The organism is Undibacterium cyanobacteriorum, assembly GCF_031326225.1.
Taxonomy (GTDB): Bacteria; Pseudomonadota; Gammaproteobacteria; order Burkholderiales; family Burkholderiaceae_D; genus Undibacterium; species Undibacterium cyanobacteriorum.
This window is the reverse complement of the sequence record NZ_CP133720.1, coordinates 3,163,982-3,177,811: the sequence shown is the minus strand read 5'-3', so window position 1 is coordinate 3,177,811 and position 13,830 is coordinate 3,163,982. Positions and strand designations below refer to the sequence as shown.

The 13,830-nt window shown below is 49.3% G+C and carries 8 protein-coding genes; 4 read left to right on the top strand and 4 right to left on the bottom strand.

Features of this window, described 5'->3' with window-relative positions; all coding sequences use genetic code 11:
* Positions 1–128 precede the first annotated feature (128 nt).
* Entirely contained in the window at positions 129–2,450 is a 2,322-nt protein-coding gene (locus tag RF679_RS13345; RefSeq protein WP_309481125.1) for a carbohydrate binding family 9 domain-containing protein, read from the top strand.
* Between the two features lie 110 nt (positions 2,451–2,560).
* Here RF679_RS13345 and RF679_RS13340 read toward each other — a convergent pair whose 3' ends face one another.
* From RF679_RS13340 to garD, 4 genes are all read right to left on the bottom strand, one after another.
* Positions 2,561–3,382, bottom strand: a complete 822-nt coding sequence (locus RF679_RS13340; protein ID WP_309481124.1) for a LytR/AlgR family response regulator transcription factor — start codon at positions 3,380–3,382, stop codon at positions 2,561–2,563.
* Positions 3,383–3,438: 56 nt separating this feature from the next.
* Positions 3,439–4,551 carry a sensor histidine kinase gene (locus RF679_RS13335; RefSeq protein WP_309481123.1) on the bottom strand — a complete coding sequence of 371 codons (1,113 nt, stop codon included), beginning with the start codon at positions 4,549–4,551 and terminating at the stop codon, positions 3,439–3,441.
* 331 nt (positions 4,552–4,882) lie between these two features.
* The gene (locus RF679_RS13330) at positions 4,883–5,698 is read right to left on the bottom strand and encodes an NAD-dependent epimerase/dehydratase family protein (RefSeq protein WP_309481122.1); all 816 of its coding nucleotides are present in this window, start codon (positions 5,696–5,698) and stop codon (positions 4,883–4,885) included.
* 92 nt (positions 5,699–5,790) lie between these two features.
* Positions 5,791–7,380: a galactarate dehydratase gene (garD, locus tag RF679_RS13325; RefSeq protein WP_309481121.1), complete on the bottom strand. Its 1,590-nt coding sequence runs from the start codon at positions 7,378–7,380 to the stop codon at positions 5,791–5,793.
* A 485-nt stretch (positions 7,381–7,865) separates the two neighbouring features.
* On the opposite strand from garD, the gene RF679_RS13320 reads away from it, so the two are divergent.
* From RF679_RS13320 to RF679_RS13310, 3 genes are all read left to right on the top strand, one after another.
* Positions 7,866–8,582 (top strand): FadR/GntR family transcriptional regulator, encoded by a 717-nt coding sequence (locus tag RF679_RS13320; protein WP_309481120.1) that lies wholly within the window; start codon positions 7,866–7,868, stop codon positions 8,580–8,582.
* A gap of 237 nt (positions 8,583–8,819) precedes the next feature.
* A complete protein-coding gene (locus RF679_RS13315; protein ID WP_309481119.1) occupies positions 8,820–11,525 on the top strand; it encodes a TonB-dependent receptor plug domain-containing protein in 2,706 nt (901 codons plus the stop codon).
* A gap of 80 nt (positions 11,526–11,605) precedes the next feature.
* Positions 11,606–13,513, top strand: a complete 1,908-nt coding sequence (locus tag RF679_RS13310; protein WP_309481118.1) for a glycoside hydrolase family 28 protein — start codon at positions 11,606–11,608, stop codon at positions 13,511–13,513.
* Positions 13,514–13,830 lie beyond the last annotated feature (317 nt).

The window sequence follows — 13,830 nt, the reverse complement described above, 5'->3', positions numbered from 1 at the left end:
TGCTTGTAATTGTCTTAGCCGTAACGCTTATTTTTGTAAATCATCGCACCTTTTTGAACTTCGCGCTCGTCGGAAGCTCAAAGTATCTATCAACACTTAGTCCGTAATAATCTGAAATTGTCATCACGATGCTTAAAAAATTAATCGAATTTGTCCAATCACCACGCTTGCTGGCAAGTTTGATCTTTTCCATATGCTGTAGCTGTGCGGAAATTGCTGGAGCACAGATTTCATCCCAAAACACCACACCAGAAAAAGCGACAGATTCATCGGATACGAAATCGATTGCATCGGTCGTCATTTCGCGTGCGATGAAAGCACCGCAATTACAAGACTATATCAAAGGCGAACCGGCTCAGCATGGTGTGAAGATCACAGACTTTAAGCAACGTGTTCCCGGTGACGGCAATCCTATATCGAAGCCAACTGCCGCTTATTTGTCATATGACGATGCGTATTTCTATGCGGTATTTGTGGCGAAAGATGATCCCGCTTTGGTCCGTGCACATATAGGAAAACGTGAGGATATCGATGGCGATGACATCGTCATTTTGGAACTCGATACCTTTCGCGATAAGCGCCATGCTTTTACTTTTTTTGTGAATCCGTATGGCGTGCAGCTCGATGCTAAGCGTACTGAAGGTTTCGATCTCGATGTGAATTTTGATACTCAGTGGGAGTCAGAAGGTCAGCTCACAGAAGATGGCTACGTGGTTCGTATCGCTATTCCGTTTAAAAGTCTGCGCTACAAGAGCGCCGATGTTCAGACTTGGGGCGTGAGCGTTGGACGCGTGATTAGCCGTTTGGGTGAAGAGGCATTCTGGCCTACTCTGACTAAACGTGTCGCCGGCTTGGTTCCGCAGTTTTCGGAAGTGCAAATACCCGAAAAACTGAACGTAGGCCGGAATGCCCAGCTCAATCCCTTTGTGTTGGCGCGTAACTCCAAAGTGCTCGACGCAGAAAATTTGCAGAACCCACTATGGCAACGAGAAAACAAAGTACAAGGAGGGCTAGATGCCAAATGGGTGCTCGGCGATGCGGCCGCGCTCGACATTACACTCAAGCCTGATTTTTCAGACGTTGATTCGGATGATCCGCAAATTGTCGTTGGTAAGCGTTATGAGGTGTTGTTCCCAGAAAAGCGTCCGTTTTTCTTGGAGAATGCGAGTTTCTTTCAAACCCCGAATCCTTTATTCTTTTCGCGGCGGATTGCGCAACCTACCGCCGGTGTACGGATAACGGGGCGCGCCGATACTTGGTCGTATGGCAGTCTCTTGATAGATGACGATCTGAATAGTGATACCGCGAGTGGCAAGGCCAAGATCGCCGTGGCGCGTGCGCAAACCGATCTACGTTCCGACTGGAGTATCGGTGCCTTGCTGACGGACAGGCGCGACAGCCTCGATCGTGAAACTGTGTTTGGTTTCGACACGCGCTATCAATATGACGACAACTGGATTTTCCAAGCACAGTCGGCGCGTAGCCAGAAGCAGGAGCAATCCAATCTTGATAAAACAGATGTGAAGCAAACCGATGTAAAGCAAACCGATGCGCATTTGAATTTTCTAGAGGCGAAGCATTCGGGTAAGCATCTCGAATACCTTGCGAAGTATGTCGATATTTCCAATGGTTTCGCGAATACGCTCGCTTTCTTGCCGCGTACCGATTACAAGCAGCTGCACCAAGAAATGAAGTTGATTCAGCATATCGAAGACGGCGATGCTTTGCAGCGGTATGGCATCGTTGTGAATTCGGATTGGACTAGAAACCAACAAAATACTTTGCAAGATTGGGTGCTTGATGCAGGGATTTTGCTGGAAGGTAGTCACAATAGCTGGTTCGAAGTTTTTTCGCGCAATAGCTTCGAGAAGTATGAAGGGAAATCCTTCGATAAACGAGGTTGGTTTATTTCAACGGGTACGGAGTGGCTGGATTGGTTGCGTGTCATTGCTGAATTTGGTGTGGGAGATGCGATCAATTACACGCCAGCTTCAGGTGTGGCTGCAGGAGTCGGGCGGGCACGTAGCATGGACTTGTTACTGAGTTTTAAACCGCATCCACAATGGCGCATCGAAGAGAAATTATTGTGGAACGATTTGCGCCAAGATGGACTCGTGGGAAGTTCTGCAAATGTCTTTCGCAATACCATGCTGAGGACGAAATTGAGTTACCAAATGACGCGCTTCTTGGGTTTGCGTTTGATTGCAGATTACCATGTCTTGTCGGCCAATCCCACGCTCAGCAGTTTGACTTCGGGTAAGCAATTGAATACTGATTTTCAAATCAATTACACTTTGAGCCCGGGCACCAGTGTGATTGCTGGCTACGGCAATCGTCAAGAGAACTTGGCGCAGATTGGCAATCCTGGCTACTTGGTGCGCACCGAAGATTTGCAATTGCGCACCGGACGTCGTGCGTTTATCAAGCTGAATTATTTGTATCAGTTCTAGTCCGGTTCTAATTCCAGTCTTAGATTTCAATCTTTGCTTAAAAAAATGGGCTGACTCATTGAAGTCAGCCCATTTCTTTGTGGCTCTCTAAAGTCGATAGACTTAAGGCACTACATCTGCTTGAAGAGATGCGCATACACACGGCTGACTTGGACCTTTTGTTTGCAACCCTTGAGTTGCAGGAAGAGCTTGCCGGACTCATCACGGTTCGCGTATTCAAGATGGCGGGTATTCACTATATGGCTACGATGGACTTGCCAGAAAATGCTGGCATCCAATTGCGGCAAGAGCTCACGCAAACTCATGCGTATCAACACACTTTGCTCGGCCGTGACGACATTGATGTATTTGTCGGTCGCCTCAAAATACAGCACATCTTCCACAGGAATCATGCGAATTTGTGAGCCGACGGCGGCTCGTATCATATGCAGACGTTCTACCTTTTCAGACGCGATTTGGCTTAAACCAGAACCAAGCGCAGGGCTTAATTTGCTTAACTGTGCGATCAGGGTTTGCAATTCGTCTGGCCTTTCGTCGGCTGCTTGGAATTTGTTTTGTAAGCGCTGTACGGTCTTGCTGATACGTACATCGCTGATCGGTTTCAATACGTAATCGACCGCTTGATGCTCGAAGGCTTCGATGGCGTATTCGTCATAGGCGGTGACGAACACAATGTGCGGAAAGGCTTTGTCGGCAGGCCATTCATCAGCAAGTTCTTCAGCCACTTCGAGGCCGGTTTTTCCAGGCATTTTGATGTCGAGGAAAATGATGTCTGGGAATTCCTTCAAGGCTTGGTTGACGGCTTCAATGCCGTTTTCGGCGATGCCGATCAAGTCAAGTTCAGGCCAGAGTTTTTCCAGCGTTTTCTTGAGCGTTAGGGCAAGAATTTCTTCGTCTTCGGCGATGAGCGCGCGTGGGGCTTTGTTCGTCATAGTGTTTGTTTGTTGTTTGTTTATTTGAGTTGGGTATGAACTAAACCTGTTCCGACTTATGGTGCCGTAGCGTGGTCGGACATCGCCATGGGAATCCGAATTTCCGCCACCACGCCGCAGGGCTGGTTGGCGCGCAAAGTTAGGCTAGCATTCGCTCCGTACAAGGCTTGTAGGCGCTCTCGGATATTGGCATTACCAACATGGCTTTGATGATCTTGGGCGACATGCTGTTCGTTATAATCAGGTCCCAAGCCGAGTCCAGTATCGGCAATGTGGATGACAAGTTCTTGTTGTTCGAGACTCGCTCGAACACTGATGGTGCCACCGTCGACCTTGGGTTCCAAGCCATGTTTGATGGCGTTTTCAACTAACGGCTGTAGCAGCATGGGCGCGATTTGCTGGGCTTCGAGTTCGGTAGGCAATTGCACATCGTAACGCATGCGTTTGCCCATACGAATGGCTAAAAGCTCGAGATAGGCGGTCAGCAATTCAAATTCATGCTTAAGCGTGGTTTTTTGTGTTCGAGCAGAATTCAAACTAGCACGGAGATAGCGTATCAATTGCTCGAGCATGTGTTGCGCACGTTCAGTATCAATCGCAATTAGGCCTTGCAGATTGGCGAGCGTGTTGAACAGCATGTGTGGTTCGATCTGCGCCTGCAGTAATTGTAGTTGCGCCTGCATCGCTTGTTTTTCGATCGCTGCGGTGCGTGCTTTTTCCTGTTCGCGTTGTAGTTTTAATTCAGCTAGTTGGCTTTGATTCCAAAAAAAGACGCCGCCGAACACGCTGACAAAGGCGCTGACGATGACCGCCGATCGATTGCCGCTTTGCATCATGTTGGCGAAGGCGGGCACATCGAAATTGTAGAGAAATAGGCCAATCGAGGTGCCAATATAGTACCCAACCGGTGCCGCGCCAATACAGATCAAGATGAATGCAACGCGATTCGGTTCTTGATGACGCCAGATCAGAAAACTGGAGAGCGAAATCACCGCATTGATGCTAAAGCCGATGAGCATGGAGAACACCCACACCATCGAGAATGGCTGCTTGGTATGGAAGATCAGGCTGATAAATAGCGCGATGACGGAGTTAAAGATGGTGAGCGCCAGTAGGCTGCGCATCAGTTTCTTGCTTTTCTGGTCGCGCATGAGTTCGTTAAGTTTCATATTGTTTTTTGCATTGATGTGGATCGGTGCCAAACCATCGTGAGTTTGCTAAGTATAAAGCTTACTGATTCGTGGCGACTAGTCGGTCATCATGCGACGAATGGTTGTTTGAGATCGCCAACGGTAGGAAATAGTAGGGAGCGGCAGTGCTGAGATACGTTTGGCGCGAGGTGGATGGCTTGAAGGGAGAAAAAGATAGGCTGGCGCGCGGGAGTGTGGGGTGCGGCCAGCCTCTAGAGGCTTTGGTTTTGGTTTTGGCTTCGTCTTGGGGACGAATTATAGGAGTAATACGGTTTGTGCTGAACTTAAGTATGGGGATGGCGGCGAATCTTTAAGATTTGTATTGAGGTCCCGTCAATAAGAAAGCTCCACCTTGGTAAATCGTGGTGATGTCATCGGCGGCGGGATAATCGCCGCTGTCTGGGAACTTGTGCGCGAAGGCTGCCGAGCTATCTTTGGCTTGAAATCCCAAGTGTGAGGCGTAGCGATTGTCCCACCACGAAGCCGGATTATTTGATACGCCGAAGCTAATCGTGTGTCCGACACGTGGTGTGAAAGCGGCACAGCGCAATAGTTCAACCAAGTCGTTGTAGCTAAAATAGGTCACCATCATGCGTTTATTGATCGGCTCTGGGAAAGAAGAGCCAATCCGAATGCAGACGGTTTCAATGCCAAAGCGATCGTAGTAGTAGCGTGACAGGCTCTCGCCGAAACATTTGCTGACGCCATACATGCCATCAGGACGCATCGGCATTTCAGCATTGATGTAGTCGGTGGTTTTGTAATAACCGACTACATGATTCGAACTAGCAAAGATCACGCGCTTCACACCAGCGAGGTGCACTGCTTCATAGATGTTGTAGGTGCCCTGAATATTGGCGGCCATGATGGCTTCAAAATTGTTTTCGGTGGAGATGCCACCGAAGTGTAAGACCAGATCGACGTCTTTCATCAGCGCGTGAACGGCGGTTTTATCGGCTAAGTCACATTGCACAATTTCTTCGCCGTCTTGCGCTTCGCCAATCGGACTGATATCAGAGAGCCGGATCACGTCAGCCCATGGCTTGATACGCTCACGTAAGACCTTACCCAGACCACCTGCGGCGCCGGTCAGAAGGATGCGTTTAAAAGGTTTTGCTGTACTCATGGGATCACTCATTCATGTTAGTTTTCTAGCGGAGGAAGCCTGCTTCACTCCATCTCGATATTCAATTTCGGGTATCTGGAGGCAATTCGTTTTTAGGTGATCGGCGCAGGATTAAACAAGACAAGGGCGTTGTGTAGTTTCCAATGTTCCGCCCATGTCTTCTTACCACTCGCCACGTCGAGCATGAGATGGAATAACTCCCATCCAACATCGCTGATAGAGCTCTCACCGCTGGCAATTTTTCCAGCATTGATATCCATGAGATCGTGCCAGCGTCGCGCTAATTCTGTGCGGGTGGCGACTTTGATCACCGGTACCGCCGCGAGGCCATATGGCGTACCACGGCCTGTGGTGAACACATGCATATTCATGCCTGCCGCCAGTTGCAATGTGCCGCAGATAAAATCGCTGGCGGGTGTCGCCGCGTAGATCAAGCCTTTGCTGGTCAGTTTCTCACCTGGGGACAGCACGCCGGTAATCGCGCTTGAGCCTGATTTGACGATGGAGCCCATGGCTTTTTCGACGATGTTGGATAAACCACCTTTTTTGTTGCCAGGCGTGGTATTCGCGCTGCGGTCGACCCCGCCGCGTTTGAGATAATTGTCGTACCAATCCATCTCGCGAATCATGGCTTGCGCAATTTCTGGAGTAGCCGCACGAGAAGTCAGTTGATCGATTCCATCGCGCACCTCCGTCACTTCTGAGAACATCACACTAGCGCCAGCGCGTATCAATAAATCGGTGGCAAAGCCGACTGCCGGATTGGCGGTCACGCCAGAGAAGGCATCACTGCCGCCACATTGCACGCCAATCACCAAGTCAGAAGCCGGGCAGGTCTCACGTTGTCTTTGATTGAGAATTTCCAGGCGTTGTTTGGCGGTTTCCATAATCGATTCGATCATGCTATTGAAGCCAATGTGATGCGCATCTTGCAGGCATACCACGGCTGGTTCGATCTCGCCTGGTGTGTGAGCGGCATTGTTCGCTACGGTGCTTGCTGGTTGGATGGCGATACTCTTCGCCGGAAACAAACGACTCGGCTGCAGCTTTTCGCAGCCAAGGCTGACCACCATCGCTTGTCCACCAAAATTGGGATTACGACTGATGTTGCGGATGGTGCGAATCGGAATGCTGGCATCCGGTGCGTCGATGGCGACACCGCAGCCATAGCTATGTTCTAAGCCAATCACATCGTCGACATTGGGGTAGTGCGGCAGTAATTCGCGCTTAATGCGTTGCACGGCGAAATCGACCACACCGGCGACGCATTGCACCGTAGTGGTGATGGCGAGAATATTGCGCGTGCCCACGCTGCCGTCGGCATTGCGATAGCCTTGGAAGGTATAGCCCTCTAATGGAGAAGTGTCGGGCGCGGCTTGAGTAGAGATGGGTAAATTGTCGAGGGTTCTTGCGGATGGCAGCTGGACTAAGGCTTCTTGAATCCAACGACCCGCTTCAATCGTTTCGTTCGCATAACCAATGGTGACTTGGTAGCGGCGAATCGCACCACCTTGCGGAATCGTCTCCAGTGCGACTTTGTGGCCTTGTGGCACATATTCTGTAAGTTTGAGGCCGCAAGGGAACACGCTGCCGGCGGGGAGTCCACCGTCGTTCACGACGATCGCGACGTTGTCGTGTTCATGCATGCGGATATACAAAGGAGAAAGCGTCTCGGTTGCCATTTTTTCTCTAATCCCTGTTAGTTCATTTGTCTGGATTGCACTTGTGCTGTTTGCTTACAACAGTTCTGCGCTGAGTTGTTGACCAAAATATCAATTGGTCTGACCACGCAAAAGACACTGTGCACCACGTTTTATTCTTGATCGGCTTCCGGCTCGGCGGGTATTTCATGTCTCGACTAAGCTACCGTGTCGGCATTTTACCTCTGAGAAATGGTGCATTCTAGGCAGATATTGACTTTCGATTTGGCTGCCCTTGTGCACGATTCGCCAGCTCTTTTTCTTGATTTGTTGTGGCGAGTATGCCACTAAAAAAAATATTTGGCTAGTCCAGATTGCAAAATTGGTCTAACCACATTAGAATGGCCTGACCAAATGCAACATGGCATCATGTGAGCTTAGTAGCTTGGTGGTTTTGCTGGAGTTTGCTGAAATTTCTGGTGAGCCACTGAATCTGAGATCAACATTTGCAAGAAATTAAAACTGACATGATTAAAAAAGTAAGCACATCGAATGCATCGAATGCCGCCAATGGTGGTGCCGCTCATGAGCCGCGCCTCTATCGCGTGGTGGCCGATAAAATTCAACGCTTAATTAGTGAGGAGGGGATTCGCCCAGGTGAGCGTCTTCCTTCTGAACGCGACTTGGCCGCCAAGTTGGAGGTGAGTCGCGCTTCTTTGCGTGAGGCGATTTTGGCGCTGGAATTGGGCGGTGTGGTGGAAGTGCGTGGCGGTTCTGGTGTCTACATTTGTGAGGCTGCGGAAGAGCCTGATGTGCCTGAAGTTGGGCCGGGCCCGTTTGAAGTTTTATCGGCACGTCGTCTGATTGAATCAGAAGTGGCGGCGATTGCGGCACGGGTTGCGACGGATAGTGCGATCGATGCGATTTTGAAGGCGGTTCTAGAAATGGAAAAGCATCATGCCGATTATTCGAGCAATGAGCATGCTGATCGTGAATTTCATTTGTCGATTGCACGTGCAACCGGTAACAGTGCCTTGGTTGGCACTATTGAATATTTGTGGAATCAGCGTGGTCGTTTGTGGCATCGCTTGAAAGAGCATTTTCAAACGGAGGAATTGCGTCAATTAACCTTGACCGATCATCGCAATATTTTGGAAGCGATTGCCGCGCATGATCCAGCGGCGGCTCGCAAAGCAATGCGCGCCCATTTGGAAAGAGTGACACGCACTTTCTCACGTGGCTAAGGTGCGCTCTAAGAATTTAGGAATTTAGGAATTTGAAATTTGCAGCAATAGTGTTTTGAGATGTGAAGTAAGTGTAGGTTGATTTTGTTAATTAAAAGTGACCTATTTTGACCGGCTAGACCTCGATGCGCATGGTTCGCATCCTCGTCGATACGGCATGGAGTACGCGAGGTGCTCTTACTAGACTTTTTGCTCATCCCCACGTGAGCGTTCACTAAAAATTAGTAGGAGACAAGAATGAAATCTATTAAAAAGCCAGGCTTGCAACAGCTGACCCTTTCCGCCATCACTGTGGCCGTCATGAATTTGATCGGTCAATCGCAAGCACATGCACAAGATGCTTTGCGGGTCGAAGTGACCGGTTCATCCATCAAGCGTCTGGCAAGCGAGGCATCTTTGCCGATCACTTCAGTAACCGGTGAAGAATTAGAAAAGCGTGGCATGACCACCTTGGCTGATTTGATGATGGCCTTGCCGCAGTCCAATTCCTTAGCGCCATCCAACGCAGGTTCAGGTACCAACATCAACTTGCGCGGCCTCGGCGTGAACCGCACCTTGGTCTTGTTGAATGGCCGTCGTTTGGCGAATGAAGCGATTGCCGACGGTTACGCTAATCTTGACGTGATTCCTATGAGCGCGATTGCACGCGTCGAGGTCTTGAATGACGGTGCGTCCTCGATTTACGGTTCGGATGCGATTGGTGGTGTGGTGAACTTCATCACCAAACGTGAATACAACGGCGCTTCAGTCACGGTGCAAGCGGTTGAGCCAGAACGTAAAGGCGGCGCCGACGAGCAGCGTGTCAGTTTTATTATCGGTGCTGGTGACTTGCAAAAAGATGGGTGGAATGTGTACGCAACCGCCGATGGTCATCGTCGCAGCCGCTTACTGGGTTCTGATCGCTATGAGTTGAGCTCTCCAGAATTGTTGACGAGTATTGGCCGCGCACCGTCTTTAGCAAGCGGTGGTTTTGCGATGCCAGCCAACTTTACCATTCCAAGTAATAAGGCTTTCCAAGCGGCGAATCCTTACTATGCGACGGGTTGCGTTGCGCCGTATTCGATTCAAGGTGGCAAGAATACATGCGTCATCAATAATTTGACTTACAACACCGCTTTGTATGCCAATGATCAAGTGACCTTCTTTACCAAGGCAACCAAACGCATTAGCGATGATCATACAATCTCCTTGGAATACAACCGTGGTGAAGAACACATTTTTGGCACCAAAATTCCGACCACCAGCTTGGCGGCCAACGGCGTTACCGCTTTGTTGCCGAACACGAGCAAATGGTATCCGGGCGGTAGTGGTGGTGTACCAGCGGTTGCGGGAACGAATGGCGCACCGTTACTGGTGACATGGAGTGTGGCGGATCTGGGTCCTTACATCACGAAAGACGAACAAATTAATCAACGCTGGAATTTGACGGATGAAGGCGTGCTGTGGGGTTGGGACTATAAGGCAGGTTTGGTCGTTGGTATCAGTGATCGTGTCAGTTACCTTAACTCAGGCGCCGTTGACGGTCCTAAATTGTTGGCGGGTATCACGAACGGCACGTTGAATCCGTTCGGCTTGCAAGATGCAACAGGTAAGGCGTATCTCGACAGTATCGGCTTGAACGGTCAAAAATTGCGCGTATCTCAAAGTACTTATACTGGCGTTGAATTGACTCTGAACAAGGCAGTGATGAAATTGCCAGCGGGCGATTTGGGTATGGCGGTCGGTTTTGATTTCCATCGTGACACGACCGAAGATACCAAAACGGATGTAGGTTTGTTAGCGACCTATGCTGGCTCAACACCATCACATGGCCAAGGTGCGCGTAATGTGGCGGCTTTGTATGCGGAACTGGAAATTCCTATCACTAAAGAATTGACGACCAACGTCGCTGTACGTGATGACCATTTCAGCGATTTTGGTAACACCATCAATCCAAAAGCAAGTTTCCGTTATCAACCAAACCAAAAGATCATGTTCCGCGGTTCCGCCAATACAGGCTTCCGTGCACCAACTCTATTCGATCGTTATGGATATCGCCTGCCAGGCGCGACTACGACGACGGGCGCAGCATGGGATGATCCATTGCAATGCCCAAGTGCGACGCCAGCTGTGGCGGGTACTGGTAAAGCCTTGCCTGGATTGGTTTCTGCCACCGTATGTAACGTGAAATTGCCGAAGCAAACAGGTAGTAATGCAGAGTTAGTCCCTGAGACATCCGTCGGTGGTACCTTGGGTATGGTGGTCGAGCCAATGAAAAACTTGACGGTCAGTGTTGATTACTGGCGCATCACGATGGATAAGATGTTGGCCAACTTGCCGGAGCAAGCTTACTTCTTGAATCCAACGAAATACGCCGATCTGTTTGTGCGTGATGCGACCGGCAAACTCTTGTACATCAAAAACGTGACGATGAACTTGGGTGGTCAGAAAGCTGCTGGTCTGGATTTGGCAGCCTATTACTCCTTACCGACGCAAGATTGGGGCACGTTTAAACTCAGTTTGAACGGCACGTATTTGACCCAGTTTGATAATCAGTTAGAAAAAGGTGGTGAGTGGGCTTCGAATATTGGTCGTTTCGGTTTGGCGAGCAACGGTACGACTAGTAGTTTGCCTATCATCACTTTCCGTTGGAAGCACACGCTGGCCATGAATTGGACTAAAGGTGATTGGACGGCGCAAATTACGCAAAACTACAATACCGGTTATCACGACCAAAACTTGGTGGCAGCGCAGTACTTCCGCGATATCAAGCCTTACCAAGTGTTTAACTTGACCACGACATATCGTGGCTTCAAAAACTTTACGATTGTGGCGGGTATCACGAATTTGTTTGATGTGAATCCACCGGTCACAAATCACAATGGCTACAACGGATATTTGAGTAGCGCCGCTAGTCCAATTGGTCGCGCGTTTAACACTCGCATTACCTACACGTTCTATTGATCGTTCAGCCCCGCTTAGACAACATCATTTGATCTGAGCGGGGCTTTTTTTCCGTATGCCTCACCACTGCTGATTTTCGTATGAATTCTTCAAAATTTCCTGTATCTCCTCAAGCTCATGTTCAAGCTGTGCCTACCATTGCACGTCGACGCTTTTTGCAAAGCGCAGCGATCGCTGGTGCTGGTTTCGCTTCCATGCAGCCTTGGCAGGCTCACGCATTTGCTAAGAGCAGTGATCCGTGGCAGCAAGCCGATGCCATCGTCAAACGCGCTCGTCATCCTGTCAAGTTTCCCAAAAAAGATTTCCCAATTACGAATTTTGGTGCCAAGACGTGTGACACCACTGAAATCACTGCGTGGGTTTCTTTCGTAGAGAAAGCCTCTATGCAAACGCCCGTGAAGGGCTCGCATGATTGTTATCCTGCAATTGCTGCAGCCATTCAAACCTGCCACAAAGCCGGCGGTGGACGTGTGCTGATTCCGAAGGGGAATTGGTATTGTGCTGGGCCTATCGTTTTACTGTCGAATGTGAATGTACATTTGCAAGCCGGTGCCCATGTTTATTTCAGCAATAATCCCGACGATTACGCTAAGTACGGTGCTTTTGATTGTGGCGCGAATGGCAAACTGTCGATCACACGTTGGGAAGGCAATGATTGCTTAAACTTTTCTTCATTGGTCTACGCTTACGGTCAAAACAATATCGCTTTAACTGGCGAAGATTGGACCAGTATTCTTGATGGACAAGCGGGTGTTGATTGGAATGATCAAGGCGAATGTTGGTGGTCGTGGAAAGGTCGTCAAAAGCCAAGTTCCGCTGGCGATATTGCACCTGGCACAAAAGGCGACTGGATACCACATCTGCAAGGCCGCACGGAAGAATCCGTCAATCCTAACAATCCTATTTCGCTAGAAGCGATTGCGCCGCATTTAGGTGCCGAAGAACGTGCGATGATACAAGGTAAGGGCGATCGTTGGCGTCGAGATTCTGCCTATCTGCGTGCCTTGGCCGAAGCCGGTGTGCCAGTTGAAAAACGTATCTTTGGTCATGGTCACTACTTGCGTCCTCATATGGTGCAATTCATTAGCTGCACCAATGTGCTGTTTGCGAACTATCAAAGTACCAATACACCGTTCTGGCAACACAATCCTGTGCACTGCAAGAACATGCATGTGAAACATATCTACGCCAACAGTTTGGGACCGAATAGCGATGGCTTTGATCCTGAATCGTGTGATTATGTAGTGATCGAAGACTGCACTTTTGATACCGGTGACGATTGTATTGCGGTCGATTCTGGTAAAGGGCCTGACATTCAATACGGACCATCACAAAACATTGTGATTCAGAACTGCAAGATGCACAGTGGCCATGGCGCGATGACTTTCGGTAGCATCATGTCCGGTGGGATTCAAAACGTGTTCGCTCAAAACTTGGTGTTTGAAAACAGCCATTGGCAAACCGATCCACTCAATATTGCGATTCGTTTCAAGACCAATATGAGTCGTGGTGGCTTCTTGCGCAATCTCCATATTCGCAATGTCACAGTGCCTAATGGGATTCGTACTACTCCAGCGTTTTACAGCACGATTCCAGGTTCTGTGATTCCGAATAAATCGGTGGCGACTTCAGCAGGTGGTGTCATTACCATTGACTGTGGCTACGATCCCAATAACGACAATGTGCGTAATCGTCCTCCCGTCGTGAGTGATATTCATATCTCGAACGTCAAGGTGTCGAACGTGGCGATTCAAGGTGGCCAGTATTCATGTTACCAAGCTTTGGTGATTTTGGGACCCGTGGTATCAGACTACAACGGCAAAGGAACACCGACCATTACGCCTGTCACAAACGTCACCATCAGCGATTGTGATTTAGGGAATCCGGTCAACGTTGCACAACCAATTTTCCTTTACAACGTCAAAGGCTTGAAGTTGAAGAATGTGAAGATCGGCGAAAAGACTTATAACCAAGAGATGTCGGCTTAGCGATTCAAAGTCGCGACATTTGATTGAACTCCATGCTGGTGAAACGACCGAGTACTGATCGATCTGTCGTTCCTGCGCAGGCAGGAACCCAGTGTCTTTAGCTTTGAGTATGGTTTGAGTTTTTTGTGCATGTCGTCCGAGTTAGCAAACAACAAAAGCCTCTGGGCTCCCGCCTGCGCGGGAGCGACAGGGGTATTGGTGACCGATAAGGGAAATTCGAATCAGTGCAGGACCTTGAAACATCAAGGCCAAAGTGGATCGTTCAATCAACGCAATCAACGCATTCGATATTTTTAGAAGTAGAAACAATTTGTACA

Excerpts from the sequence above, each read along its gene's own strand:
- garD (WP_309481121.1), bottom strand. The coding sequence starts at position 7,380 with ATGGCAACCGAGACGCTTTCTCCTTTGTATATCCGCATGCATGAACAC.
- RF679_RS13340 (WP_309481124.1), bottom strand. The coding sequence starts at position 3,382 with ATGACGAACAAAGCCCCACGCGCGCTCATCGCCGAAGACGAAGAAATT.
- RF679_RS13315 (WP_309481119.1), top strand. The coding sequence starts at position 8,820 with ATGAAATCTATTAAAAAGCCAGGCTTGCAACAGCTGACCCTTTCCGCC.
- RF679_RS13310 (WP_309481118.1), top strand. The coding sequence starts at position 11,606 with ATGAATTCTTCAAAATTTCCTGTATCTCCTCAAGCTCATGTTCAAGCT.
- RF679_RS13320 (WP_309481120.1), top strand. The coding sequence starts at position 7,866 with ATGATTAAAAAAGTAAGCACATCGAATGCATCGAATGCCGCCAATGGT.
- RF679_RS13335 (WP_309481123.1), bottom strand. The coding sequence starts at position 4,551 with ATGAAACTTAACGAACTCATGCGCGACCAGAAAAGCAAGAAACTGATG.
- RF679_RS13345 (WP_309481125.1), top strand. The coding sequence starts at position 129 with ATGCTTAAAAAATTAATCGAATTTGTCCAATCACCACGCTTGCTGGCA.
- RF679_RS13330 (WP_309481122.1), bottom strand. The coding sequence starts at position 5,698 with ATGAGTACAGCAAAACCTTTTAAACGCATCCTTCTGACCGGCGCCGCA.